The organism is Yonghaparkia sp. Soil809, assembly GCF_001429705.1.
Taxonomy (GTDB): domain Bacteria; phylum Actinomycetota; class Actinomycetes; order Actinomycetales; family Microbacteriaceae; genus Microcella.
Genome location: NZ_LMSV01000001.1, coordinates 351,089 through 375,096, shown reverse-complemented (window position 1 = coordinate 375,096; position 24,008 = coordinate 351,089). Strand labels below are relative to the sequence as shown.

The window sequence follows — 24,008 nt, the reverse complement described above, 5'->3', positions numbered from 1 at the left end:
CGCTACTTCCCCGAGTGACCGGCCGAGCCGAGCTGGCGCGTCGCGTCGACGACGCGCTCGGCCATCGCCTTCTCCGCGATCTTGCCCCAGGCGCGGGGGTCGTAGATCTTCTTGTTGCCCACCTCGCCGTCGACCTTGAGGAAGCCGTCGTAGTTCTTCAGCACCGTGTCCGCGATCGAGCGGCTGAAGGCGTACTGCGTGTCGGTGTCGATGTTCATCTTGATGACGCCGTTGCGCACCGCCTCGGCGATCTCGGCGTCGGTCGAGCCCGAGCCGCCGTGGAAGACGAGGTCGAGGGGCAGGGCATCCGTGCCGTACTTCTGAGCGATGCCGGCCTGGATCTCGGCGAGCAGCTCGGGGCGGAGCTTCACGTTGCCCGGCTTGTACACGCCGTGCACGTTGCCGAAGGTGAGCGCGGCCATGTAGCGGCCGTTCTCGCCGAGGCCGAGGGCCTCGACGGCCTGGGTGACGTCGCCGAGCGTCGTGTAGAGGGCCTCGTTCGAGCCCTCGTGCTGGACGCCGTCCTCCTCGCCTCCGACGACGCCGATCTCGACCTCGAGGATGGCGTTGATGCTCTTCATGCGGGGCAGGAGCTCGCGGGCGATCTCGATGTTCTCCTGCAGCGGCACGGCCGAGCCGTCCCACATGTGCGACTGGAAGATCGGGTTGCGGCCCGCCCTGACCTCGGCCTCGCTCGCCTCGATGAGCGGCATGACGAAGCCGTCGAGCGCGTCCTTCGGGCAGTGGTCGGTGTGGAGGGCCACGGTGATGGGGTAGTTCTTGGCGACCTCGGTCGCGAAGGCGGCGAAGGCGAGGGCGCCGGAGGCGCGGGCCTTGACGCTCTGGCCGGCGAAGTAGTCGGCACCGCCCGTGGTCACCTGGAGGATGCCGTCGGAGCCCGCCTCGGTGAGGCCCTGAAGCACGGCGTTGATCGTCTGCGACGACGACACGTTGATCGCGGGGTACGCGAACCCGCCCTTCTTGGCCTTGTCGAGCATCTCGGCGTACTGCTCGGGGGTGGCGATGGGCATGGGACTCCTTCGACGGCGGTGTGGTGGATTTCGTGCGTCAGTCTAGCGACGGGGCCCGCCGCCGTCAGCGGCCCCGCGGTAGGGTTGGCGCAGCGCTGTGCTACCACCCGGCGCGTCCTTCACTCAGCTCGCCACGACTCGAGAGGACGCCACTCATGGTGACCACGCAGACCGGATCCCTCTACCTCCAGCCCGACCGCAACCTCGCCATGGAGCTGGTCCGGGCGACCGAGGCGGCGGCCATCCGCGCCACCCCCTTCATCGGCAAGGGCGACAAGAACGCGGCCGACGGGGCGGCGGTGGATGCGATGCGCAAGTTCCTGGGGACGGTCAACTTCGCCGGCGTCGTCGTCATCGGAGAGGGCGAGAAGGACAAGGCGCCGATGCTGTACAACGGCGAGGAGGTCGGCAACGGCCAGGGGCCCGCGTGCGACATCGCCGTCGACCCGATCGACGGCACCTCGCTCACGGCCGCGGGCCGCTCGCACGCCATCTCGATGCTCGCGGTCGCCGACCGCGGCTCGATGCTCGACGCCTCGAGCGTGTTCTACATGGACAAGATCGTCACGGGCAACGAGGGCATCGGGGTCGTCGACATCCGCCAGTCGGTCGGCGAGAACATCCGCGCCCTCGCCAAGGCCAAGGGCAAGCCGGTGGAGGAGATGCGCATCGCCGTCCTCGACCGTCCCCGCCACGAGCAGCTGATCGAGGAGATCCGCAGCGCCGGCGCCGGCACCCGCATCATCCTCGACGGCGACGTCGCCGCGGGCATCAACGCCGCCCGTCACGACTCGCGCATCGACATGGCCATCGGCACCGGTGGGAGCCCCGAGGGCGTCGCCACGGCGTGCGCGATCCGCGCGCTCGGCGGCTTCATCCAGGGTCGGCTCGCGCCCGGCTCGCAGGAGGAGATCGACAAGGGCCTCGCCGCGGGCCTGAAGTTCGACCACGTCTACGAGGCCAACGAGCTCGTGCGCAGCGACAACACCTTCTTCGTCGCGACGGGCGTGACCGACGGCGAGCTCGTGCGCGGCGTGCGCCGGCAGGGCGACATCATCACGACCGAGTCGATCGTGCTGCGCTCGCGCTCGGGCACCGTCCGCCGCGTCGTGGCCGACCACCTCGCGTCGAAGTGGCTCGACTTCTGAGCCTCCTCGGGCGGAGCTGACCGCTTCCCGCGAGAGCGGTGACGCTCACGGCGAACGCGGGCGCTCGCCGGGCATCCGCGGGTGAAGAATGAGCCCACGATGCTCGCGCGAATCCTTAAGCGGTACCTCCGCCCCTCCGCACCCCTCATCGTCGGCGTCGTGGTGTTCCAGCTCGCGCAGGCGCTCGCCTCGCTGCTGCTGCCCGCGCTCAACGCCGACATCATCGACCGCGGCATCGCGCGCGGCGACACAGGGTACATCCTCGGCGTCGGCGGCATGATGCTCGGCATCGCGCTCGTGCAGATCGCGTGCGCGATCACCGCCGTCTACTTCGGCGCGCGCGTGGCGATGGCGCTCGGCCGCGACCTGCGCGGCGCGATGTTCGCCCACGTCGGCACCTTCAGCGAGCGGGAGGTCGCCCGCTTCGGCGCCCCCTCGCTCATCACCCGGTCGACGAACGACGTGCAGCAGGTGCAGATGCTCGTGCTCATGAGCCTGACGATGCTCGTGAGCGCGCCCATCCTCGCCGTCGGAGGCGTCGTCATGGCGCTGCAGCAGGATGTCGGGCTCTCGGCGATCATGGCGGTCGCGATCCCCGTCCTCCTCATCGCCGTGAGCCTCATCATCGTGCGCATGGTGCCGCTCTTCCGCGTCATGCAGGAGCGCATCGACGGCGTCAACCGGGTGCTGCGCGAGCAGCTCGCGGGCATGCGGGTCGTGCGCGCGTTCGTCCGCGAGCAGCACGAGATCGACCGGTTCGCCGACGCGAACGCGGCGCTTACGCAGACCGCGCTGCGGGCCGGGCGGCTGTTCGCGCTCATGTTCCCGATCGTGCTGCTCGTGCTCAACGCCTCGAGCGTGGCGGTGCTGTGGTTCGGCGCCGCGCGCATCGAGGCGGGCCAGATGCAGGTCGGGGCGCTCACCGCGTTCCTCACCTACCTGATCCAGATCCTCATGGCCGTGCTCATGGCGACCTTCATCGCCGTCCTGCTGCCGCGCGCGACCGTCTCGGCCGACCGCATCGGGGAGGTGCTCGAGACGCGGTCATCGGTCGTCCTCCCGAGCGCGCCGGTGACGGAGCTCGCGACGCGCGGGCGCGTCGAGCTGCGCGGCGTCGGCTTCGAGTACCCGGGCGCCGCCGAACCGGTGCTCGCCGGCGTCGACCTCATCGCCGAGCCGGGAACGGTCACAGCCATCATCGGCAGCACCGGCTCGGGCAAGACGACCCTCGTGAGCCTCCTCCCGCGGCTCATCGACGCGACCGCGGGCCAGGTGCTCATCGACGGGGTCGACGTGCGCGACCTCGACCCCGACGTGCTGTGGGCGCGCATCGGTCTCGTGCCGCAGCGCCCCTTCCTGTTCTCCGGCACGATCGCGTCGAACCTCCGATTCGGCAAGCCCGACGCCGCCGACGACGAGCTGTGGGCAGCGCTCGAGATCGCGCAGGCCGCCGACTTCGTCCGGGCCATGCCCGACGGTCTCGACACCGCGGTCGCCCAGGGCGGCACGACCGTGTCGGGCGGACAGCGCCAGCGACTCGCGATCGCCCGTGCGCTCGTCAAGCAGCCGCCGATCTACGTCTTCGACGACTCCTTCTCGGCCCTCGACACCGCGACGGATGCCCGGCTCCGTCAGGCGCTGCGCCGCGCCGTCGCCGACGCCACGGTCATCATCGTCGGCCAGCGCGTCGCGACCGTGCAGGACGCCGACCAGATCATCGTGCTCGAGGACGGCGCCGTCGTCGGCCGCGGCACCCACGCCGAGCTGCTCGCCCGCAATGGGACGTACGCCGAGATCGTCAGCAGCCAGCAGCGGGTGGAGGCGGGAGCATGAGCGAGCGGGCCAGCGCCCCCGAGCGCCCGGTCGGCCCTCCCGGCGGGGTGCGGCGCGGCCCGATGGGGGGTCCGATGGGCGGCGGCATCGGCATGCCGGCCGAGAAGGCGACCTCGTTCGGGCCGTCGGCGAAGCGACTCGTGGGCCGGCTCCGACCCGAGCGGGGCCGCGTCATCGCGGTCATCGCGCTCGGCGTCGTCAGCGTGCTGCTGAGCGTCGTCGGCCCCGCGCTGCTCGGACTCGCGACGAACCTCATCGTCGAGGGGGTCTTCGGCAGCGCCGACCTCGCCGGCGAGGCCGGCGACGGCGGGGGAATCGACGTCCCCGCGCTGCAGCTGCTGCTCGGCGGCGTGCTGCTCGTCTACGTCTTCTCGTCGCTGTTCTCGTGGCTGCAGGCCTACGTGCTCAACGGCGTCACCCAGCGCACGATCTACCGACTGCGCGAGGAGGTGCAGGCGAAGCTCAACCGGCTGCCGCTGACCTACTTCGATCGCGTGCAGCGCGGGGAGGTGCTGAGCCGCGTCACCAACGACATCGACAACGTCTCGCAGAGCCTGCAGCAGACGATGAGCCAGCTCCTCACCTCGCTGCTCACGGTCATCGGCGTCGTCGTGATGATGTTCGTCATCTCGCCCGTGCTCGCGCTCGTGTCCCTCATCACCATCCCGCTCACGCTCGTGATCACCGCGGTGATCGCGAAGCGCTCGCAGTCGCTCTTCGCGGCGCAGTGGCGGCACACCGGCGAGCTCAACGCGCAGATCGAGGAGACCTTCACCGGCCACGCCCTCGTGAAGGTCTTCGGCCGGCAGCGCGAGGTCGAGGCGCGGTTCCGCGCCAAGAATGACGAGCTCTACGCGGCGAGCTTCGGCGCCCAGTTCGTCAGCGGCATCATCATGCCCGCCATCATGTTCGTCGGGAACCTCGTCTACGTCGCGATCGCCGTCGTCGGCGGCCTGCTCGTCACGACCGGGGCGATGACGATCGGCGGCGTGCAGGCGTTCATCCAGTACTCCCGGCAGTTCACCCAGCCCCTCAGCCAGCTCGGCTCGATGGCGAACCTCCTGCAGTCGGGCGTGGCGAGCGCCGAGCGCGTGTTCGAGCTCATGGACGCGCCCGAGCAGTCGGCCGACCCCGACCCGGGGGAGCGGCCCGAGGCATCCACCGGTCGACTCGTGTTCGAGGGGGTGTCGTTCCGCTACGAGGCCGGCCGGCCCCTCATCGACGATCTGTCGCTCGTCGCCGAGCCCGGCCAGACGGTCGCGATCGTCGGGCCGACGGGCGCCGGCAAGACGACGCTCGTGAACCTCATGATGCGCTTCTACGAGCTCGACGGCGGTCGGATCACCCTCGACGGGGTGGACATCGCCGCGATGACGCGCGACGACCTGCGCTCGCGCATGGGCATGGTGCTGCAGGACACGTGGCTGTTCGGCGGTACGATCCGCGACAACATCGCCTATGGCCGCCCGGACGCGACCGAGGAGGAGATCCTCGACGCCGCCCGCGCGACGTACGTCGACCGGTTCGTGCACTCGCTGCCGGACGGCTACGACACCGTGCTCGACGACGACGGCGGGAACGTGAGCGCGGGCGAGAAGCAGCTGCTGACCATCGCGCGGGCGTTCCTCGCCCGGCCGAGCGTGCTGATCCTGGACGAGGCCACGAGCTCGGTCGACACGCGCACCGAGGTGCTCGTGCAGCACGCCATGGCGGCGCTGCGTCGCGACCGCACGAGCTTCGTCATCGCGCACCGCCTGTCGACGATCCGCGACGCCGACCTCATCCTCGTCATGGAGGCGGGACGCATCGTCGAGCAGGGCAGCCACGCGGAGCTGCTCGTCGCCGACGGCGCCTACGCGCGGCTCTACGACGCGCAGTTCGCTGAGCCCTTGGGCGAGGCGTAGCCAGCACAGTGCTGAGCCCTTGGGCGAGGCGTAGCCAGCACAGTGCTGAGCCCTTGGGCGAGGCGTAGCCGGCACAGTGCTGAGCCCTGGGCGAGGCGTCGGCACGGCGCCGAGAACGCCGCTCGTGATCAGATCGGTGCGGCCTCGTCGCGCGGCGGGTTCTGCAGCACCGAGATGATGTTGCCCGCGGGGTCGGTGAACCAGGCGATGTCGGGGCCGCGGTCGGTGGTGATCCCGCGGGCGATGCCCCGGGCATCCTGCCCGAAGCCCTCGTAGCGCAGGAGCGTCACGCCGGCCGCCTCGAGCTCGTCGACGGCCCGGTCGATGTCGTCGACCTCGAGGTTCAGCACCGTGTAGGTGGCGGGCTCGTGGTCGGGCTTCGGGTAGATGAGCACCCAGCCGCCGCCGGGCAGCTCGAGCGAGAGCTGCCCCATCATCTCGGTGGCGACCTCGAGGCCGAGCACGCCCCCGTAGAACGCTCGCGCCGCGTCGGTGTCGGGAACGGCGAACCCGGCGAAGGCGAAGGCGAGGTTCCTCATGGACGGGAGGCTACTCCCGTGCGGGCAGCGCGTCGACGGGCTGCCCGCCGGAGGCGAGCTCGTCGGTGAGCTCGGGAGCGGTGAGCTGTCTCGGCTGCTCCTCGATCGTGCGCGGAGCGGGCACGACCTTGCTCTCATCGAGCCCGTCGAGCCGTCGGGCGGTGACGAGCACGCGGCTCTCGAGCGAGCTCGCGAACTGGTTGTAGGCCTTCACGCTGCGCTCGATCGCGCCGCCGAGAGCGTCGGCGTGCTCGGCGAGCTTGGCGAGGCGCGAGTAGAGCTCCTTCGACAGGTCGAACAGCAGCTTCGCCTCGTCGGTGAGCACCTCCTGCTGCCAGGTGAAGGCGATCGTCTTCAGCACCGCCCAGAAGCTCACCGGGCTCGCGAGCGCGATGCGCTTGGAGAACGCGTACTCGAGCAGGCTCGGGTCCTTCTCCAGCGCGGCGGCGAGCAGCGGCTCGTTCGGGATGAACGCGATCGTGAACTCGGGGCTCGCCTCGAGGCCCGTGAAGTAGTTCTTCGCGGCGAGCGCGTCGACGTGCACCTTGATGCGCTTGGCGTGCTCGGTCAGCAGCGAGGCGCGACGCGCCTCTTCCTCGCCGGTCGCCGTCGCGGGGATCGCGCTCGCCTCGATGTAGCTGTTGTACGGCACCTTCGCGTCGACCGCGATCGACTTGCCGCCGGGCAGTCGCAGCACCATGTCGGGACGACGCGCCGCGCCGTCGGCCTCGATCGACTCCTGCAGGAAGAAGTCGACGCGGTTGAGCAGCCCGGCCGACTCGACGAGAGTGCGCAGCTGGGTCTCGCCCCAGACCCCGCGCGTGGCGTTGTTGCGCAGAGCGCTCGCGAGCGACTCGGCGGTCGCCCGCAGGCGCTCCTCCGCCTCGGTCGCCTGCCGCAGCTGCTGCGAGAGCTCGCCGTGCTGCCGGCTGCGCTGCGTCTCGAGCTCGGTGACCTTCGCCTGCATCGTCCGCAGCATCTCCTGGACGGGGGTGAGCTGCTGCAGGACTCGGCTCTCGGCGCGCTCTCGCTCCGTCTGCACCTGCTGCTCGGCGCGCTGGCGCTCCACGAGCTCACGGTGCTGCTCCTGCTGCTGCACGACCTGATCGCGCAGGGCCGCGGCCGTCGCCTGCAGGCCGGCGAGCTCGCTCGAGAGCCGCGCCCGATGCGAGGCCTCCTCCGCGCGCACCTCGGCCAGCAGGGCCTGATGCCGCGCCTCGATGATCGCCGGGTCCTCCGTCGCGGGGCGTGCGCGTCGCGCCAGCAGCACGCCGACCGCGAGGCCGAGCAGCGCACCGAGCAGCGCGCCGATGAGGAGGGGGAGGAGGAAGTCCATAGCGAGGAGTGTGGCAGGGGCGTCCGACATCGCCGGCGCCCGCGCACCGCGCCATAGGGTGAGCGCATGGCCTCCGCTCCGCGCCCGCAGGACGTCTCGACCGACGACGTGCGGTACCTCGTCGCCGTCGCTCGCGTCGGGCGCATGACCTCCGCGGGCACGCTCCTCGGGGTCGACCACACGACCGTCCGCCGCCGCATCGACCGGCTCGAGGCCGCGCTCGGCGCTCGGCTGCTCGACCGGGGCGCCGACGGATGGGAGCTCACCGCGATCGGGCGCGAGGTCGTCGATCGGGCATCCGCCCTCGAGGGCATCGTCGAGCAGGTCGTCGCGGCCGCCTCGGGCGACGGGGCCGTGCGCGGCACCGTGCGCGTCGCCGCCCCGGACGGCTTCGGGGCGATGTTCGTGGCTCCGGCGCTCGCCGCGGTGCGGGCCCGGCACCCCGGCATCGCCCTCGAGCTCGTGACCTCGACGCGGCCGCTGAGCCTGCGCGGCTCCGGCTTCGACCTCGCCGTGACGATCGGCGCGGCCCGTGCGGCGCGGGTGCAGTCGGAGCCGCTCGCGGAGTACGCGCTGCGCCTCTACGCCTCGCGCGACTATCTCGCCGCCCGCCCGCCAGTGCGCGCGCTCGCCGACCTCGAGGGCCACGACCTCGTCTTCTACGTCGACGCGCTGCTCACGGTGCGCGAGCTCGACCTCGCGCCCGTGCTCGGCGGCATGCGGCTCGGCTTCGGCTCGACGAGCGTGTTCGCGCAGGTGGAGGCCACGCGCGCTGGCGCCGGCATCGGCCTCCTCCACGCCTTCATGGGCGAGGCGGATGCCCGGCTCGTGCCCGTGCTGCCCGCGCTCGTCGACTTCCGGCTGGAGCTCACCCTCTCGACGCGGCCCGAGAGCCCCGCCGTCGACGCCGTCGCGATCGTGCGCGACGCCCTGCGGGCGGAGGTCGCGCGCCGGCGGGACGAGCTCGTCCCGCCGCGCTGAGACGCATCTGCAGATCTGCACATCGACTGTGCACCTTCACCGCTTGAGTGCAGATCACAGGGAGCGCAGACTGGGCACGAACCCCACCCTCTTCGCTGTCAGGAGCATCCCCATGACCATCGTCCAGCACTGGGTCGACGGAGCCGCGTTCGCGGGCTCCTCGACGCGCACCGCTGCCGTCTACAACCCCGCCCTGGGCTCCGTGGCCCGCGAGGTCGCGCTCGCGACGACCGCCGACGTCGACGCCGCCGTCGCCTCGGCGAAGGCCGCCCTGCCCGGCTGGTCCCGTACGCCCGTCGGCAAGCGGCAGCAGATCATGTTCGCCTTCCGCGAGAAGCTCAACGCGCGCAAGGACGAGCTCGCGGCGATCCTCACCTCCGAGCACGGCAAGGTCACCTCCGACGCGCTCGGCGAGATCGCCCGCGGCCTCGAGGTCGTCGAGCTCGCCTGCTCGATCCCGCAGCTCATGAAGGGTGAGTACGCCGAGCAGGTCTCGACCGGCGTCGACGTGTACTCGATCAAGCAGCCCGTCGGCGTGGTCGGCATCATCAGCCCCTTCAACTTCCCGGCCATGGTGCCGCTGTGGTTCTTCCCTCTCGCCGTCGCGGCGGGCAATACCGTCGTCCTGAAGCCGAGCGAGAAGGACCCGTCGGCGTCGATCTGGCTCGCCGAGCTCCTCACCGAGTGCGGTCTGCCGAACGGCGTGCTCAACGTCGTCAACGGCGACAAGGAGAGCGTCGACGCCCTCCTCGACAACCCCGACGTCGCGGCGATCAGCTTCGTCGGCTCGACGCCCATCGCGAAGTACATCTACGAGCGCGGCACCGCGAACGGCAAGCGCGTGCAGGCCCTCGGCGGCGCGAAGAACCACATGCTCGTCCTCCCCGACGCCGACCTCGATCTCGTCGCCGACTCGGCCGTCAACGCCGGCTTCGGCTCGGCCGGCGAGCGCTGCATGGCGATCTCGGTCGTCGTCGCCGTCGAGCCCGTCGCCGACGAGCTCATCGCCAAGATCTCCGAGCGCATGAGCACGCTGAGGGTCGGCGACGGCACGCGCAACTGCGACATGGGCCCGCTCATCACGAAGGAGCACCGCGACAAGGTGGCCGGCTACCTCGACGTCGCCGAGACCGACGGCGCCGAGATCGTCGTCGACGGCCGCGGCATCGACATCGACGGCGACGCGAACGGCTTCTGGCTCGGCCCGACGCTCATCGACAAGGTGCCGACCTCGTCACGCGTCTACACCGAGGAGATCTTCGGCCCCGTGCTCTCGATCGTGCGCGTGCAGAGCTACGACGAGGGCCTCGAGCTCATCAACGGCTCGCAGTACGGCAACGGCACGGCGATCTTCACCAACGACGGCGGTGCAGCGCGCCGATTCCAGAGCGAGGTCACCGTCGGCATGATCGGCATCAACGTGCCCATCCCCGTGCCGGTCGGCTACTTCTCGTTCGGCGGCTGGAAGGACTCGCTGTTCGGCGACACGAAGGCCTACGGCACGCAGGCGATCCACTTCTTCACGCGCGAGAAGGCGATCACCTCGCGCTGGCTCGACCCGAGCCACGGCGGCATCAACCTGGGCTTCCCCCAGAACGGCTGATCACCGCCGCCGCTGCCTCCCATCGGGGCAGGGGCGGGGCGGATGCGGGGCTCGCGCCGAGGCGCGAGCCCCGTTCTCGTTCTCCGGCGACCGTTCTCGTTCTCCGGCGACCGTTCTCGGTCGCTGACAGGCGGGCGAGTTGTGGAGGAGCCGTGGATGAGCGATGGACGACGTGTGGCCGATCGGTGGATCGCGGCTTCGTAGTTTGAACCCATCGCACCACCCCCAGACCTTCAGAGCTCGTCCGCTCCACCCCACCAAGGAGAACCCCCATGAAGCACGCAGCCGCTCCCGCCAAGAAGTCCGCCGGCCTGAAGTTCCTCGTCCCGGTCGCCACCCTCCTCGCTGCCGTCGCGCTGACCGCCGGCTCGGGCGCCGACTTCGTCTCCACCTCGGTCAACACGAGCAACGTCTACGCCTCCGGCACCCTGACCCAGAGCAACAGCAAGGCGAACGCCGCGATCTTCTCGCTCTCGAACCTCAAGCCGGGTGACTCGGTCGTCGGCAGGGTCACGATCACCAACACGGGAACGCTGCCCGCGACCTTCCGCCTGAGCGAGGCCGCGACGAACGGCTTCGTGAACAAGGCCAACCTGTCGCTCTCGATCGCCGCGGCCTCGGCCCCCGGCACCCCGGTCTGGGCCGGAACCTTCGGCACCGCAGGAACCGTCGCCCTCGGCAACTTCGCCGCCGGCGAGGCCCGCGAGTACATCTTCACGGTCACCCTCGCGCAGTCGGCCGACAACACCGAGCAGGGCAAGACCGCCTCGGCGACCTACACCTGGGACGCCATCCAGACCGCGGCGACGACCTACAACCAGTAGTCGCTCGCCCCGCCAGCCGCGCCGGCGCGGGCCTCCCTCCTGGGGCCCGCGCCGGCGTCGCCGCATCACCGCATCGCATCACCGCATCGCATCACCGCACTGCCGCACCGCTCCGCCGCTCGACTCTCCGTCCGCCCCGACCGCGAAGGACCCCACGATGCTCTCGATCGCCCGCCGCGCAGCCCGCCGCACCGCCCGCGTCCTCGTCGGCGTCGTCGGCGTCGCGACCCTCGTCTTCGCCCTCATCATCCTGATCCCGGGGATGCTCGGCCTCGAGCGCTACGTCATCACGGGCGGCTCGATGTCCGGGTCCATCGAGCGGGGCGACCTCGTGTTCTCCGAATCCCGCCCCGTCGGCGATCTCGCGGTCGGCGACGTCATCACCTACATTCCGCCGGCCGAGTCCGGCCTCACCGAGCTCGTGACCCACCGCATCATCGAGGTGGAGCAGAGCGCCGAGGGCCCCCTCTTCCGCACGCAGGGCGACGCGAACGCCTCGGCCGATCCGTGGCAGTTCCGTCTCGACGGCGAGTCGCAGGCCGTCCACATCGCGACCGTTCCGGCGCTCGGCTGGGTCTTCATCGCCCTCGCCGACTCCGCCAACCGCATGCTGCTGCTCGGCGTGCCCTCGGCGATCATCGCCCTCATGGCGCTCCGCGAGATCGTCCGGCTCCTCCGCCCCGCCCCCGGCACCGTCCGGAACCTGGACGAGCTCTCGGCCCGCGCTCGAGCCACGGACTCCGCCGCGACCGCCGCCGACGCGGAGGCCCCCCGCGTCCTCGCGGCGTCGCGCGTCACCGCGATTGTGGATCAGCCGTAACCATCGCGTTGACGGGGTGTGGGCGCCTCCTCCGTAGTTTCGGAAGCAGCCCCGCACCCGCGGGCATCGAGCAGAGAGGAGACACGTCATGTCCGGGCGCTCCTCTCTGCTCGTCTCCTCGCTCGGGCTGCTCGTCGGCGCCGCCGTCCTCGGCGCCCCGGCCTTCTCGACCGCCGCGTTCACGGCCAGCACGAGCAACGCCGCCTCGACCGTCTCGGCCGCCGCCGACTGGACGCCGCCCACCGTGGCGATCGCCGACCCGGGCTCGCCCGTGAAGGGCACGGTCGCTCTCTCGGCGACGGCCTCCGACGGCGAGTCCCTCATCGCGACCGTCGTCATCCAGTACCAGCTGCCCGACGCCGCCGCCTGGACCACTGTCTGCACCGACACGACTGCCCCCTACTCGTGCGCCTGGAGCACCGCGGGCCTCGCCGACGGCAACTACGACGTCCGCGCCATCGCCACCGACGCTGCCGGCTACTCGACCGCGTCGGCACCGGCCCGCACGCTCGTCGCCAACAACGTCCTCGTCGTCCTGGCCGCTCCCGCCGACGTGGTCCGCGCGACCGTGCCCCTCTCCGCGTCGATCGTCAACGGCGGCACCGCCGCCTACTCGATGCGCATCGAGTACGCCCCGGCCGGCACGACAACGTGGAAGACCCTCTGCACGATCTCCGCCTCCCCCTACACGTGCTCGTGGGTGACGACCGGGTACGCCAACGACTTCGTCGACCTGCGCGCCGTCGCCACCTCCGGCGGCACGAGCCACACCTCCGCCGTGGTCGCCGACATCCTCGTCGACAACCTGGCTCCCGTCGCGACGATGGTCGACCCGGGCTCGCCTCTGAGCGGCTTCGTGACGCTCGCGGCGACCGCGACCGACGCCCACTCCGGCGTCGCCCAGGTCGTCATCCAGTCGGCCCCCACCGGCTCTACGACGTGGACCTCCCGCTGCACCGTCACCGCGGCGCCCTACAGCTGCCGCATCGACAGCGCGGCGCTCGCCGACGGCGGCTACTCGTTCCGCGCCATCGTCACCGACGCCGCAGGCAACAGCACGACCTCGGCGACGATCGCCAACCGGATCGTCGACAACACGGTCTCCTCCGTCTCGGTCGTCGATCCCGGCGCCTACCTCCAGGGGACGGTCTCGGTGAGCGCGAACGCGTCGTCCACCGCGGGGATCACGTCAGTGACCATCCAGCGCTCCCCGAGCGGCGCCGGCACCTGGACGGACATCTGCGTCGACTCCGCGAGCCCGTACGCCTGCTCGTGGACGACCACGGGCGTCGCGGACGGCACGTACGACCTCCGTGCCGTCCTGGTGGATGGCGCCGGACGCACCACGACCTCCGCGATCGTCGCCGCTCGGCAGGTGGACAACACACCGCTGCGCGGCTACGACGTCCAGGCCGTCAACGGCGGCACGACCCTCGGGCGTCTCGAGTCAGGAGACACCCTGACCCTCACCTACAACGACGCCGTGTCGCTCGGCACCGTCACGAGCGGCTGGACGGGCTCGGCGCTCGCCGTCACGCTCCGCCTCCAGGATGGCAACCTGCTCGGTCTGGGCAACGCCGGCGACACGATCGACGTCCTGCGCAGCGGTTCGGCCGTCGCCCTCGGCTCCGTCGCGGTCAGGAACGATGTGATCAAGTCGTCGAGGACGGTCAGCTTCGCCTCGACGATGACGGCCTCCACCGCGGTCGTCAACGGCCGCACCGTCACGGTCGTGAGCATCCGCCTGGGTGCTTCCAGCGGCGGCGGGCTGCGCACCACGAGCCTGACCGGTGCGATGATCTGGACCCCCTCGGGCTCCGTCACCGACGCCTTCGGCAACCGCGCCTCGACCGCCCCGACCACCGAGCTCGGCACGCTCGACCGGGACTTCTGATGCGGTCGTCGACGGCCACTCGGCTCGTCCTCGCCACGGGCGCGGCCATGCAGGCAGCGGCTCACGCGGCGGCGGCGGGGCCGCTCGTCGCCTCCGGCCACGTCATCGGGAGCATCCTGGCCCTCTTCTGCCTCGTGGGCGTGTGGGCCGCACTGCGCCTCCTCCTCGTCGACTGCGTCGAGGGCCGGGCGATCGTCGTCACGCTCGCCGTGCTCACGCTCATCGGCATCGGCCTGTCGACGACGATCGGGTACCCCGGGCAGGAGGCGGCGCCCCTCACCGCGGCGGGGATCGTCGGAGCGCTCTCGAGCGTCACCGCGTGCGCCGCGATGCTCGTCCCGCGCACGGCGCGAGCGCCCGGAGTGACGGAGCGGGCGACCTATCATCGATGAGATGGCGCACACGATTCTCGTCGTCGAGGACGACGACGGCATAGCCCTGCCTCTCACGCGCGCCCTCGGCCGCGAGGGCTACACCGTCGAGCGCAGCGCCACGGGCGGCGACGCCGTCGACCGCGTGGGCGTCGGCGACGTCGATCTCGTCGTGCTCGACCTCGGCCTGCCCGACATGGACGGCCTCGAGGTGTGCCGCTGGATCCGCGTGAACGGCTTCGACGGCCCCGTGCTCATCCTCACGGCGCGCGGCGGGGAGCTCGACCGCGTGGTCGGCCTCGACGTCGGCGCCGACGACTACATGGCGAAGCCGTTCGGACTCGCCGAGCTCCTGGCGCGCGTGCGGGCCCTGCTGCGGCGCGCGGTGCGTCCGGCGACGGATGCTCCTGCCGCGACCCCGTCGGTCGCCTCCGACGCAGCGCCGCCCGCCGACGCCGGGCCGGCCGCGCCGGTGCCGGCGCCCGCACTCCCGTCGACCGCCCTGCGCCTCGACTCGAGCGCCCGCCGCGCCTGGGTCGGCTCCGACGAGATCGTGCTCACCACGAAGGAGTTCGACGTCCTCGCCCTCCTCCTCGTCGACCGCGGAGCGGTCGTCACGCGCGAGGAGCTCATGGATCGCGTCTGGGACGAGAACTGGTTCGGCTCGACCAAGACCCTCGATGTCACGATCGGGCGCCTGCGCCAGAAGCTCAGCGCCGCCGGGTCGGGCTCGCGCGTGACGGCGATCCGCGGCGTCGGCTTCCGGATCGACGACGATGCGTGAACGGCTCATCGCGGCCTTCGTCGGCCTGACGATCGCGGTGGTCGCCCTGTACGGGATCCCGCGCGCCTACATCGTCGCCGAGCAGGTGCAGCAGAACGAGGAGCGCAAGATCGAGCGCTCGCTCGACCTGCTCGCCGTCCTGCTCGTCGAGCGCTCGAGCGACGCCGCCCCCATCACCGAGGACTTCCTGTCGCGACTCCTCAACGAGGCCGAGCGGATCGAGTACGTGGCCCCCGACGGCGCGAGCACGGTCGCGGCCGGCAGCGAGGTGTCGGACGGGTCGCACGACATCGTGCGGAGCATCCCCCTCGAGAACGGCGGGAGCGTCACGCTCTCGCGCGCGAGCGACCTCATCGAGCAGCGCATCGCGGACGCCGTCATGCCCGTCGTGCTCATCGGCATCGCCCTGGTCCTCGGCTCCGTGCTCCTCGGCTTCTGGCTCGCGCGACGGCTCGCCCGCCCGTTCCAGGAGCTCGCACGCGTGGCCGACGAGCTCGGGTCCGGGCGGTTCGACGTCGAGGTGCCCCACTACCGGGTTCCCGAGGCGGAGGAGATCGCCTTCGCCCTGCGATCGAGCACGGATGCCCTGCGCGAGCTCGTCCGCCGCGAGCACGAGTTCGCCGCCAACGCCTCGCACCAGCTCCGCACCCCGGTCACGGCGCTGCGGCTCGAGCTCGAGGACCTCGCGATGTGGCCGGAGACGCCGCCGGTCGTCGCCGACGAGCTCGGCCGCGCACTGCGCGAGCTCGACCGGCTGTCGGAGACCGTCACCGAGCTGCTCGCGCTCGCGCGCGGTCAGCGGCTCGCCGCAGTCGCGGAGGTCGACCTCGGCGCGATCGTGCGCGAGGCGGAGGCGCGCTGGTCGCCCACCGCCTCGGGCGAGCGTCGACGCGTCACCGCGAGCACCCCCGACGCGCCGCTGCCCTCGCTCGTGCCGCCCGGCCCCGTCACCCAGATCCTCGACGTCCTCATCGAGAACGCGCTGCGGCACGGGCGCGGCCCGATCGCCCTCTCGGCCGTCGACCGCGGGACGCACGTCGAGCTCGCCGTCGCAGACGACGGGCCCCGGCCGAGCGATCAGGGCATCTTCGCCCGCGCGACCCGCGGCGATTCCAGCACGGGGGAGGGCATCGGGCTCGCGGTCGCGCAAGAGCTCGCGACGGCCCTCGGCGGCCACCTGCTGCTCGCGGAGGGGCGGACGACGACCTTCACCCTGCTGCTCGCGAAGCCTTCAGACGCGGGCGTCGGGCTCGGCGCCTCGGGCGTGGAGCGCCCCGCACGGTGACGTCGCGTGACGCGCGATGGCGGTTCATGACGGTGCGCGACGCCGCGTGACGGGCCCGCGTGACGCGGGGCGGGCATCCGCCTAGCGTGCCCGCATGACGATTCTCACCGCACCCTCCGTCCCCCTCTCGACCGCCGACGACCGCGCGGCCCGACTCATCGACGCCGGCGCCACGTGGACCGACCGCATCGCCGCGTCGCCGGCCTCCGCGCAGCTCACCTACCGCGTCTCGGGCGAGGGCGAGGGGTCGGTCGCGACGCGCATCCGCGCCGGCGAGCACGAGTTCGTCGTCGACGAGCCGGGAGCCCTCGCGGGCGACGACGTCGCGGCGAGCCCCGTCGAGTACGCGCTCGGCGCGCTCATCTCGTGCCAGGTCGTCGTCTACCGCCTGTACGCGCAGGCGCTCGGCATCCGCGTCGACGAGATCGACATCGCGGCCGAGGGCGACCTGGATGCGCGGCGACTCTTCGGCATCGACGAGAGCGTGCGGGCCGGCTTCAGCGACATCCGGCTCGTCATCACGATCACCGGGCCCGAGACGCTCGAGCGCTACGACGAGCTGCGGGCCGCCGTCGACGCGCACTGCCCGGTGCTCGACCTCTTCGCGAACCCGACGCCCGTGAGCGCGGTCGTGCGCAAGGGCTGACGGGCAGGATCGACCCCGTCTGTCAACGGGGTCACGGCGAGCGGATGCCCGGCCTAGCGTTCGGCGCATGGATCAGTCACAGATCATCACCCTCGTCGTCATCCTCATCGTCGTCGCGGCCCTCGCGGTCGTCGTCGCCGTCGTCGTCTCGCGCAAGCGCAAGGAGCAGCACGCGGAGCAGGAGCGCCGTCGTGCCCAGGAGCTGCAGGCGCAGGCCGAGCGCGACCGCGTGACCGCCGCCGACCGCGAGGCGCGCGCCGCGGAGGCCGAGGCGGAGGCCCGCCGCGCCGAAGCCGACGCCGCGAAGGCCCGCCAGGCCGCCGAGGAGCACGCGAGCTCGGCGCAGGAGGTCCGCGCGCGGGCCGACGAGCGCAGCCGCGAGGCGGCGACCATCGTCGGGGACGATGGTCACGCCGACGGCGCGCACGCGGATGCTCGACACGATGATGTCCGTCACGACGATGTTCGTCACGACGATGTTCGTCACGACGACGTCCGTCACGACGACGTCCGTCACGACGAGGTCCGTCACGACGAGGTCCGTCGGGATGGCGCCCAGCACGAGGGCATCCGCCTGGACGACGAGCCTCGCCGCTGAGCCGACGCTGAGTCGACGCTCTCGGCCGGTCGGCTAAGCGAGCGCGGCGGGGCGGCGCTCCGCCGCGGCCTCCGCGGCAGCCGCTCCGATCGCGCCGATCGTCGTGCCCGTGATGCGGGCGAGCTCATCGAGGTCGCCCGCGTCGTGGCGCTTCGCGGCGTGCACCATGATCGCCGCGCAGGCCTCGGCGTCGGCGAGCGCGTCGTGATGCGCGAAGTCCTCGAAGCCCGCGGCCATCGCCGCCACGGGGAGCCGGTACGAGTCGAGGTGGTAGGTGCGACGGGCGACCCGCAGGCTGCAGGCGTACCGCAGGCTCGGCACCTCGAGTCCGCTCGCCTCGGTCGCGGCGCGCAGCACGCCCATGTCGAACCCCGCGTTGTGGGCCACGAGGGCGTCGCCGTCGACGAACTCGAGCAGGGCATCCAGCTGGTCGGCCCACAGAGCGGCGTCGACGATGTCAGCGGCGGTGATGCCGTGGATGCGCGTGTTCCACTCCAGCATGTGGTCGAAACCGAGCGGCGGCCGGATGAGCCAGCCGGTCTTGTCGACCACGCGGCCGTCGGCGACCTTCACGAGCCCCACCGAGCAGGCCGAGGCCGCGTGATTGTTGGCGGTCTCGAAGTCGATGGCGGTGAAGTTCAGCGGCACCCCTCCAGGGTCGCACGGGGCTCCGACGGCGCCGCACCGAACCGCCGCGCCGATGCGCCCACCATCCGTGTCATCGTTCGGCCCCGCACGGTTCTAGCCTGGTGACGTGCACTCCCTCCGCCGGTTCGCGCCGCCCGTCCTCGCGCAGCTGTTCTGGGCGACGAACTTCATCTTCGGCGCCCGCCTCATCGACGAGTTCACGCCCGTCGAGCTGACGACCTACCGCTGGCTCGGCGCGCTGCCGCTCCTGCTCGTCATCGCCTGGTGGCTCGAGCGCCCCGACTGGCGCGTCGCGTGGGCCGAGTGGACGTGGCACCTGCTGCAAGCGATGCTCGGAATGGTCGGATACACCCTGCTGCTCTACGCGGCGCTCGGCACGAGCTCGTCGGTCAACGCCGCCGTCATCAGCGCCATGAGCCCGGCCACGATCACGATCGCCGCCGTCATCCTTCTCGGCGAGCGCGTCACCCGCATCGGCGTCGTCGGCATCGCGCTGTCGATCGTCGGCGTGCTCCTCGTCGTGCTCGCGGGGCAGGGGGATGCCTCGGCCGGCTTCTCCGTGTCGGTGGGCGACCTGCTGCTGGTCGGCTCCGTCCTCTCGTGGACGGCGTACGTCATCGTCTCGCGCCGCCTCACGACCCCGCCGATCACGGCGACGACCGTGCAGGTCGCGCTGAGCGTCGTCGTGCTCCTGCCCCTGCTGCTCATCACCGGCGCGCCCGCGCAGCCGACCGACGCCGGCTGGTTCGGCCTCGCCTGGATCATCGTCTTCCCCAGCGCCCTCGCCTACCTGCTGTGGAACATCGCCGCCGCGACCCTCGGCCCCTCGAAGACGGGCGTCTTCCTCAACCTGCTGCCCGTGTTCACGACGATCATCGCGATCGCCCTCGGCGACGTGGTCACGGTGTGGCAGATCGTCGGCGGGCTCGTCGTCCTCGTCGGCGTCTACCTCGCGACGCGTCCGCCGCGCGTGCCGGCCGAGCCTCCGCTTTACGCCGACGGCGCCGGCGAGCCGGGGGCCGCGCACACCGCGCCGATCGAGATCGTCGGGCACGGGCATCCGTCGCCCCACGATGCTCACGCGGTGACCGACGCGGGGGATGCCCGAGGCCGGGACCGCGCGGAATAGCGATCGTGCTCCATGCGTTCGCATGAGCATGACGCGACTCGGCTTCCTCTCGTTCGGCAACTGGAGCAACGTTCCCGGCTCGCTCACGCGCACCGGCGGCGAGGCGATCCTGCAGGGCATCGAGCTCGCGGTCGCTGCCGAGGAGGCCGGCGTCGACGGCGCCTACTACCGCGTGCACCACTTCGCGAAGAACTACTCCTCGCCCTACCCGATGCTCGCGGCCGCCGCGGCGCGCACCTCGCGCATGGAGCTCGGCACGGGCGTCATCGACATGCGCTACGAGAACCCGCTCGCGATGGCCGAGAACGCCGCCGCGACCGACCTCATCAGCGGAGGGCGCCTGCACCTCGGACTCAGCCGGGGGTCGCCCGAGACGTCGATCGCGGGGTATCGGAGCTTCGGGCACGTCCCCGGCGAGGGCTCGGTCGGTGACGTGCGCGAGGGCGAGACCGACGCCGACATGGCGCGCCGGCACACCGCGGTCTTCCGCGAGGCGCTCACCGGCGCCGGCATGGCGCCCGCGAACCCGCATATGGTCGGCACGACCGGCCGCCTGCCCGTGACCCCGCAGTCGCCGGGTCTCGCCGATCGCATCTGGTGGGGAGCCGGCACGCGCGCGACCGCCGTCTGGGCCGCCGAGCAGGGCATGAACCTCATGAGCTCGACGCTCCTCACGGAGGACACGGGCGTGCCGTTCGACGAGCTGCAGGCCGAGCAGATCGCGCTGTTCCACGCCGCGTGGCGCGACGCAGGGTGGCAGCGCGCGCCGCGCGTCTCGGTGAGCCGCAGCGTCATCCCGCTCATCGACGACGAGACCGAGTACTACTTCGGGCTGCACGCGCAAGGCCCGCAGCGCGACCAGGTCGGCATCCTCGACGGATCGCGCTCGCGCTTCGGGCGCCAGTACATCGGCACGCCCGATCGCCTCGCGAAAGAGCTCTCTCGCGACGCCGCGGTCCTCGCGGCCGACACGCTGCTCGTGACGGTGCCGAACCAGCTCGGGGTCGACGTCAACGCGCGCATCCTCGCGTCGCTCGCGCGCGACGTCATGCCGGCGGTGCGGGCGGCGGTGCCGTCGCTCGCGTAGTGCGATCTGGGATGCTGGCGAGGTGAGCCGCGCCGCATCCGACGTCAGCATCCGTCCCTTCGACCCCGCGGATGAGCACGCGGTCATTGGGCTGTGGGACGAGGCCGGTTTGCTGCGCCCGTGGAACGACCCGCACGCCGACATCGCGCGCAAGCTCGCCGAGCAGCCCGAGCTCTTCTTCGTCGCCGCGCGGCCCGACGGAGAGATCGTCGGCGCCGTCATGGCCGGGTACGACGGCCACCGCGGCTGGCTCAACTACCTCGCGACGTCGACAGCTGCACGGGGGACGGGCGCCGGGCGCGCCCTCGTCGAACATGCCGAGGCGGAGCTGCTGCGCCGCGGATGCCCGAAGATCAACCTGCAGATCCGAGCGGGCAATGACGCCGTCGCGGGCTTCTACCGGCACCTCGGATACACGGTCGACGAGACGATCGACATGGGCAAGCGGCTGATCATCGACGAGCCGCCGGCGGCGACGTGAAGCTCCTTCTGCTGAGCGATACGCATCTGCCCGTGCGAGCCAAGGCGCTGCAGGATCAGGTCTGGCGGCTCGTCGACGAGGCCGACCTCGTCATCCACGCCGGCGACTGGGTCGACCTCGCGACGCTCGACGCGCTGTCGGCGCGCGCCCGGAGGCTCGTCGGGGTCGCGGGCAACAACGACGGCCCCGAGCTGCGGGCGCGGCTCGGCGAGGTCGCGCGCGTCGAGGTCGAGGGCGTGCGCATCGCGGTGATCCACGAGACCGGGGCGGCCGCGGGTCGCGAGGCACGGTGCGACGTCCGCTTCGGCCCGGCATCGGAGCTCGAAGCCGACGTGCTCGTCTTCGGCCACTCGCACATCCCGTGGGATTCGACGACGCCCGGCGGCGTGCGCCTGCTCAACCCGGGTTCGCCGACCGATCGGCGGCGGCAGCCCGTCGGCACGGTCATGACGCTCGAGGTCTCCGGCGGGGCCGTGCGCGGCGTCGAGCTGGTGCAGACGCCGCGCTAGCCGCGCCCGGCCGCGCCCCGCGGTTCGACGAAGAGCGGGTTTGATGACGAAGAGCTCCGGTGATCGCGCTCGTCGTCACCAAAGCCGCTCATGCTCGCGCCTGCAAGCCTGCGCTGGCTCGATCTAGTCAGCCCGCCCTATCGCCCGGCCGCGTACCCCTGCGCCCCGCGCGAGTTCGACGCCGCGTACATCCAGCCGCGCGCGCGGTCGATGCCGACGCAGCTCATGCGGCCGAGCGTCCACGGCCCGACGACCTTCACATCGTGCCCGCGCGCCCGCAGCCCCGCGATCACGTCCTCGCCCATGCGCGATTCGACCGTGAGCGACGCGACCTGCACCGTCCGCGGCTGGAACGACGCCACCATCGCATCCGTGTGGAACATCGGCGCATCGATCGCCTGCTGCGGCTCGTACCCGCCGACGATGCGGCGCAGCAGGTAGAGCAGCTGCCACTGGTCCTGCTGGTCGCCGCCCGGCGTGCCGAGCGCCTCGAACGCCTCACCGGCGAGCGCGAGCATCGTCGGCGAGAGCGTCGATCGAGGGCGGATGCCCGGCTCGAGCTTCGACGGAGACTCCGGGTCGAGCCACATCATCTGGGCGCGCGTGCCGAGGCAGAAGCCGAGGCCGGGGATCGTGGGGGAGGACTGCAGCCATCCGCCCGAGGGAGTCACCGACACGAGCGTGCCCCACTGGTCGACGACGTCGAGGTGGCACGTGTCGCCGCGGGAGCGGCCGCTGCGGTCGATCGTCGGCTCGCCCGCGCCCGACGACGAGGCCGCGCCGCCCGCGACGGCGGCGGCGTGGTCGACGATCGGCGGCATCCACGGCGTACGGCCGCCGGGGCTGCCGGGTCGCACCTCGCGCGACGCCTCGTCGCCGATCAGCTCGGCCCGCGACGCCAGGTACGACGCCGACAGCAGATCGGAGAGCGGCACGTCCGCCGCCGCCGGGTCGGCGAACCACGCGTCACGGTCGGCGAGCGCGAGCTTGAGCGCCTCGACGATCGTGTGCACGCCGAGCTCGGTCGACGGGTCGAGCACGCCGTCTCCGTGCGTCGCGGCGCGCGCCTCGAGGATGCCGAGCGCCATGAGCAGGGCGGGCCCCTGCGTCCACGCCCCGGCCTTCACGACATCGACGCCGCGGAAGGCGAGCACGACGGGCTCCTCCTCCGACGGGGCGAACGCCGCGACGTCGGCCGCCGTGATGACGCCCGCGTGATCGCCGCCCGTCGAGTGCCGCACGGGAGTCTGCACGAACTCCTCGATCGCCTCGGCGACGAAGCCGTGCTTCCACATGCCGATCGCGGCATGGATGCGGTCCTCGCGCGAGCCCGTCGACTCGCCCGCCGCGATCAGTCGCCTCAGCACCCCGGCCCACGCCTCGTTGCGGATCATGTCGCCCGCCTCCGGCACCTCGCCGCCGGGCATCCACTGCGCCTTCGACGTCGGCCAGTGCTCGTCGAACAGCGGCGCGACCGCGCGGATGGTGCGCACGACGTTCTCGTGCACGGGGTGGCCGTCGGCCGCGTAGCGGAGGGCGGGGGCGAGCACGTCGCGCAGCTCCCACGTGCCGCGCTCGGCGAGCAGCGTGAGCCACGTCACGACCGAGCCGGGCACGGCGGCGGCGAGCGGGCCGGCGCCCGGCACCTCGCTGAGCCCCAGTCCCGTGTAGTGCGAGATCGTCGCGCCCGCGGGCGCCGCGCCCTGCCCCGCGAGCACGATCGGCGCCTCGCCCGCGGGCGCGACGAGCCCCGTGAGGTCGCCGCCCGGCCCGTTGAGGTGCGGTTCGACGACGTGCAGCACGAAGGCGCACGCGACGGCCGCGTCGATCGCGGTGCCGCCGCGCTCGAGCACCGACTGGGCGGTCGCGGTGGCGAGCCAGTGGGTGCTCGCCGCCATGCCGAAGGTGCCGCGCAGCTCGGGGCGCGTGCGATCGGCGAGCGGAGGGGTGAAGGCGGGGCCAGCATCGACGGTGGTCATCCTTCGAGGCTAACCCGGGCATCCGGCGCAGGTGGTCGCTCATGCGGTGGCCACCCAGCGCCCGCCGCACCACCGCCGCCCGGCGGCCCCGACCCCCGCCGGTAGGCTGGTGGATCGTGGCTCTCACTATCGGCATCGTCGGCCTGCCCAACGTCGGCAAGTCCACCCTGTTCAACGCGCTCACCGAGAACGACGTGCTCGCGGCGAACTACCCGTTCGCGACGATCGAGCCCAACGTCGGCATCGTCGAGCTGCCCGATGCGCGCCTGCAGGTGCTCGCCGGCATCTTCGGCAGCGAGCGCATCCTGCCCGCGACGGTGTCGTTCGTCGACATCGCGGGCATCGTCAAGGGCGCGAGCGAGGGCGAGGGGCTCGGCAACCAGTTCCTCGCGAACATCCGCGAGTCTGATGCGATCGCGCAGGTCGTGCGCGCCTTCACCGACGACGACGTCGTGCACGTCGGCGGCAAGGTCGACCCCGCCGGCGACATGGAGATCATCAACACCGAGCTCATGCTCGCCGACCTCCAGACGCTCGAGAAGGCCATCCCGCGCTACGAGAAGGAGGTCAAGGGCAAG

General features: G+C 72.0%; 23 protein-coding genes. 18 read left to right on the top strand and 5 right to left on the bottom strand.

What is annotated here, in order from left to right; translation table 11 throughout:
• Positions 1 to 2 precede the first annotated feature (2 nt).
• Entirely contained in the window at positions 3 to 1,031 is a 1,029-nt protein-coding gene (fbaA, locus tag ASG83_RS01820) for a class II fructose-bisphosphate aldolase (RefSeq protein WP_055856460.1), read from the bottom strand.
• Positions 1,032 to 1,186: 155 nt separating this feature from the next.
• On the opposite strand from fbaA, the gene glpX reads away from it, so the two are divergent.
• From glpX to ASG83_RS01805, 3 genes are all read left to right on the top strand, one after another.
• Positions 1,187 to 2,179, top strand: a complete 993-nt coding sequence (glpX, locus tag ASG83_RS01815) for a class II fructose-bisphosphatase (RefSeq protein ID WP_055856457.1) — start codon at positions 1,187 to 1,189, stop codon at positions 2,177 to 2,179.
• A gap of 99 nt (positions 2,180 to 2,278) precedes the next feature.
• The gene (locus tag ASG83_RS01810; RefSeq protein WP_055856454.1) at positions 2,279 to 4,012 is read left to right on the top strand and encodes an ABC transporter ATP-binding protein; all 1,734 of its coding nucleotides are present in this window, start codon (positions 2,279 to 2,281) and stop codon (positions 4,010 to 4,012) included.
• Entirely contained in the window at positions 4,009 to 5,916 is a 1,908-nt protein-coding gene (locus ASG83_RS01805; RefSeq protein WP_055856452.1) for an ABC transporter ATP-binding protein, read from the top strand. Before ASG83_RS01810 ends, ASG83_RS01805 begins: the two co-directional genes overlap by 4 nt.
• 128 nt (positions 5,917 to 6,044) lie before the next feature.
• Here the strand turns inward: ASG83_RS01805 and ASG83_RS01800 are convergent, their stop codons facing one another.
• Complete coding sequence (locus ASG83_RS01800; protein ID WP_055856449.1) at positions 6,045 to 6,455, bottom strand: VOC family protein; 411 nt, start codon at positions 6,453 to 6,455, stop codon at positions 6,045 to 6,047.
• Positions 6,456 to 6,465: 10 nt separating this feature from the next.
• Entirely contained in the window at positions 6,466 to 7,791 is a 1,326-nt protein-coding gene (locus ASG83_RS01795; protein WP_055856448.1) for a DNA recombination protein RmuC, read from the bottom strand.
• Positions 7,792 to 7,857: 66 nt separating this feature from the next.
• On the opposite strand from ASG83_RS01795, the gene ASG83_RS01790 reads away from it, so the two are divergent.
• From ASG83_RS01790 to ASG83_RS12595, 10 genes are all read left to right on the top strand, one after another.
• Positions 7,858 to 8,772, top strand: coding sequence for a LysR family transcriptional regulator (locus tag ASG83_RS01790; protein WP_055856445.1), 915 nt, complete (start codon positions 7,858 to 7,860; stop codon positions 8,770 to 8,772).
• A 112-nt stretch (positions 8,773 to 8,884) separates the two neighbouring features.
• Positions 8,885 to 10,375: a CoA-acylating methylmalonate-semialdehyde dehydrogenase gene (locus ASG83_RS01785; protein WP_055856441.1), complete on the top strand. Its 1,491-nt coding sequence runs from the start codon at positions 8,885 to 8,887 to the stop codon at positions 10,373 to 10,375.
• A gap of 272 nt (positions 10,376 to 10,647) precedes the next feature.
• Positions 10,648 to 11,199, top strand: coding sequence for a TasA family protein (locus ASG83_RS01780; RefSeq protein WP_055856437.1), 552 nt, complete (start codon positions 10,648 to 10,650; stop codon positions 11,197 to 11,199).
• Positions 11,200 to 11,356: 157 nt separating this feature from the next.
• Complete coding sequence (locus tag ASG83_RS01775; protein WP_055856435.1) at positions 11,357 to 12,019, top strand: signal peptidase I; 663 nt, start codon at positions 11,357 to 11,359, stop codon at positions 12,017 to 12,019.
• Between the two features lie 88 nt (positions 12,020 to 12,107).
• Positions 12,108 to 13,913, top strand: a complete 1,806-nt coding sequence (locus ASG83_RS01770) for an Ig-like domain-containing protein (protein ID WP_055856432.1) — start codon at positions 12,108 to 12,110, stop codon at positions 13,911 to 13,913.
• 47 nt (positions 13,914 to 13,960) lie between these two features.
• Positions 13,961 to 14,305, top strand: a complete 345-nt coding sequence (locus ASG83_RS01765) for a hypothetical protein (protein WP_156376738.1) — start codon at positions 13,961 to 13,963, stop codon at positions 14,303 to 14,305.
• A gap of 1 nt (position 14,306) precedes the next feature.
• Positions 14,307 to 15,068 carry a response regulator transcription factor gene (locus tag ASG83_RS01760; RefSeq protein ID WP_055856427.1) on the top strand — a complete coding sequence of 254 codons (762 nt, stop codon included), beginning with the start codon at positions 14,307 to 14,309 and terminating at the stop codon, positions 15,066 to 15,068.
• A complete protein-coding gene (locus tag ASG83_RS01755) occupies positions 15,061 to 16,353 on the top strand; it encodes a HAMP domain-containing sensor histidine kinase (protein WP_055856423.1) in 1,293 nt (430 codons plus the stop codon). The genes ASG83_RS01760 and ASG83_RS01755 overlap by 8 nt, the downstream gene beginning before the upstream one ends.
• A gap of 94 nt (positions 16,354 to 16,447) precedes the next feature.
• Positions 16,448 to 16,999 carry an OsmC family protein gene (locus ASG83_RS01750; protein ID WP_082599003.1) on the top strand — a complete coding sequence of 184 codons (552 nt, stop codon included), beginning with the start codon at positions 16,448 to 16,450 and terminating at the stop codon, positions 16,997 to 16,999.
• 67 nt (positions 17,000 to 17,066) lie between these two features.
• Positions 17,067 to 17,597 carry a hypothetical protein gene (locus ASG83_RS12595; protein WP_156710910.1) on the top strand — a complete coding sequence of 177 codons (531 nt, stop codon included), beginning with the start codon at positions 17,067 to 17,069 and terminating at the stop codon, positions 17,595 to 17,597.
• Between the two features lie 33 nt (positions 17,598 to 17,630).
• Here ASG83_RS12595 and ASG83_RS01740 read toward each other — a convergent pair whose 3' ends face one another.
• Entirely contained in the window at positions 17,631 to 18,245 is a 615-nt protein-coding gene (locus ASG83_RS01740; protein WP_055856417.1) for an exonuclease domain-containing protein, read from the bottom strand.
• Positions 18,246 to 18,351: 106 nt separating this feature from the next.
• Between ASG83_RS01740 and ASG83_RS01735 the strand changes: the two genes are divergently transcribed.
• Genes ASG83_RS01735 through ASG83_RS01720 form a run of 4 tightly spaced genes read left to right on the top strand, consistent with a single transcriptional unit; the run spans position 18,352 to position 21,451 of the window.
• On the top strand, positions 18,352 to 19,374 hold the full coding sequence (locus ASG83_RS01735; protein WP_055856415.1) for a DMT family transporter: 1,023 nt from the start codon (positions 18,352 to 18,354) through the stop codon (positions 19,372 to 19,374).
• Positions 19,375 to 19,402: 28 nt separating this feature from the next.
• The gene (locus ASG83_RS01730) at positions 19,403 to 20,461 is read left to right on the top strand and encodes an LLM class flavin-dependent oxidoreductase (protein ID WP_082599001.1); all 1,059 of its coding nucleotides are present in this window, start codon (positions 19,403 to 19,405) and stop codon (positions 20,459 to 20,461) included.
• A 22-nt stretch (positions 20,462 to 20,483) separates the two neighbouring features.
• Positions 20,484 to 20,942: a GNAT family acetyltransferase gene (locus ASG83_RS01725; RefSeq protein ID WP_055856409.1), complete on the top strand. Its 459-nt coding sequence runs from the start codon at positions 20,484 to 20,486 to the stop codon at positions 20,940 to 20,942.
• On the top strand, positions 20,939 to 21,451 hold the full coding sequence (locus tag ASG83_RS01720; RefSeq protein ID WP_055856407.1) for a metallophosphoesterase: 513 nt from the start codon (positions 20,939 to 20,941) through the stop codon (positions 21,449 to 21,451). Before ASG83_RS01725 ends, ASG83_RS01720 begins: the two co-directional genes overlap by 4 nt.
• Positions 21,452 to 21,588: 137 nt before the next feature.
• On the opposite strand, the gene ASG83_RS01715 is transcribed toward ASG83_RS01720, so the two are convergent.
• Positions 21,589 to 23,430 carry a gamma-glutamyltransferase family protein gene (locus tag ASG83_RS01715; protein ID WP_055856401.1) on the bottom strand — a complete coding sequence of 614 codons (1,842 nt, stop codon included), beginning with the start codon at positions 23,428 to 23,430 and terminating at the stop codon, positions 21,589 to 21,591.
• A gap of 116 nt (positions 23,431 to 23,546) precedes the next feature.
• Between ASG83_RS01715 and ASG83_RS13005 the strand changes: the two genes are divergently transcribed.
• Positions 23,547 to 24,008, top strand: a 462-nt coding sequence (locus ASG83_RS13005) for a GTPase (protein WP_235459984.1), incomplete at its 3' end; no start/stop codon positions are given.

Coding starts and splice junctions, on each gene's coding strand:
- ASG83_RS01780 (WP_055856437.1), top strand. CDS start 10,648: ATGAAGCACGCAGCCGCTCCCGCCAAGAAGTCCGCCGGCCTGAAGTTC.
- ASG83_RS01795 (WP_055856448.1), bottom strand. CDS start 7,791: ATGGACTTCCTCCTCCCCCTCCTCATCGGCGCGCTGCTCGGTGCGCTG.
- ASG83_RS01800 (WP_055856449.1), bottom strand. CDS start 6,455: ATGAGGAACCTCGCCTTCGCCTTCGCCGGGTTCGCCGTTCCCGACACC.
- ASG83_RS01760 (WP_055856427.1), top strand. CDS start 14,307: ATGGCGCACACGATTCTCGTCGTCGAGGACGACGACGGCATAGCCCTG.
- ASG83_RS01785 (WP_055856441.1), top strand. CDS start 8,885: ATGACCATCGTCCAGCACTGGGTCGACGGAGCCGCGTTCGCGGGCTCC.
- fbaA (WP_055856460.1), bottom strand. CDS start 1,031: ATGCCCATCGCCACCCCCGAGCAGTACGCCGAGATGCTCGACAAGGCC.
- glpX (WP_055856457.1), top strand. CDS start 1,187: ATGGTGACCACGCAGACCGGATCCCTCTACCTCCAGCCCGACCGCAAC.
- ASG83_RS01755 (WP_055856423.1), top strand. CDS start 15,061: ATGCGTGAACGGCTCATCGCGGCCTTCGTCGGCCTGACGATCGCGGTG.
- ASG83_RS01790 (WP_055856445.1), top strand. CDS start 7,858: ATGGCCTCCGCTCCGCGCCCGCAGGACGTCTCGACCGACGACGTGCGG.
- ASG83_RS01805 (WP_055856452.1), top strand. CDS start 4,009: ATGAGCGAGCGGGCCAGCGCCCCCGAGCGCCCGGTCGGCCCTCCCGGC.
- ASG83_RS01750 (WP_082599003.1), top strand. CDS start 16,448: ATGACGATTCTCACCGCACCCTCCGTCCCCCTCTCGACCGCCGACGAC.
- ASG83_RS01775 (WP_055856435.1), top strand. CDS start 11,357: ATGCTCTCGATCGCCCGCCGCGCAGCCCGCCGCACCGCCCGCGTCCTC.
- ASG83_RS01715 (WP_055856401.1), bottom strand. CDS start 23,430: ATGACCACCGTCGATGCTGGCCCCGCCTTCACCCCTCCGCTCGCCGAT.
- ASG83_RS12595 (WP_156710910.1), top strand. CDS start 17,067: ATGGATCAGTCACAGATCATCACCCTCGTCGTCATCCTCATCGTCGTC.
- ASG83_RS01810 (WP_055856454.1), top strand. CDS start 2,279: ATGCTCGCGCGAATCCTTAAGCGGTACCTCCGCCCCTCCGCACCCCTC.
- ASG83_RS01770 (WP_055856432.1), top strand. CDS start 12,108: ATGTCCGGGCGCTCCTCTCTGCTCGTCTCCTCGCTCGGGCTGCTCGTC.
- ASG83_RS01765 (WP_156376738.1), top strand. CDS start 13,961: ATGCAGGCAGCGGCTCACGCGGCGGCGGCGGGGCCGCTCGTCGCCTCC.
- ASG83_RS01730 (WP_082599001.1), top strand. CDS start 19,403: ATGACGCGACTCGGCTTCCTCTCGTTCGGCAACTGGAGCAACGTTCCC.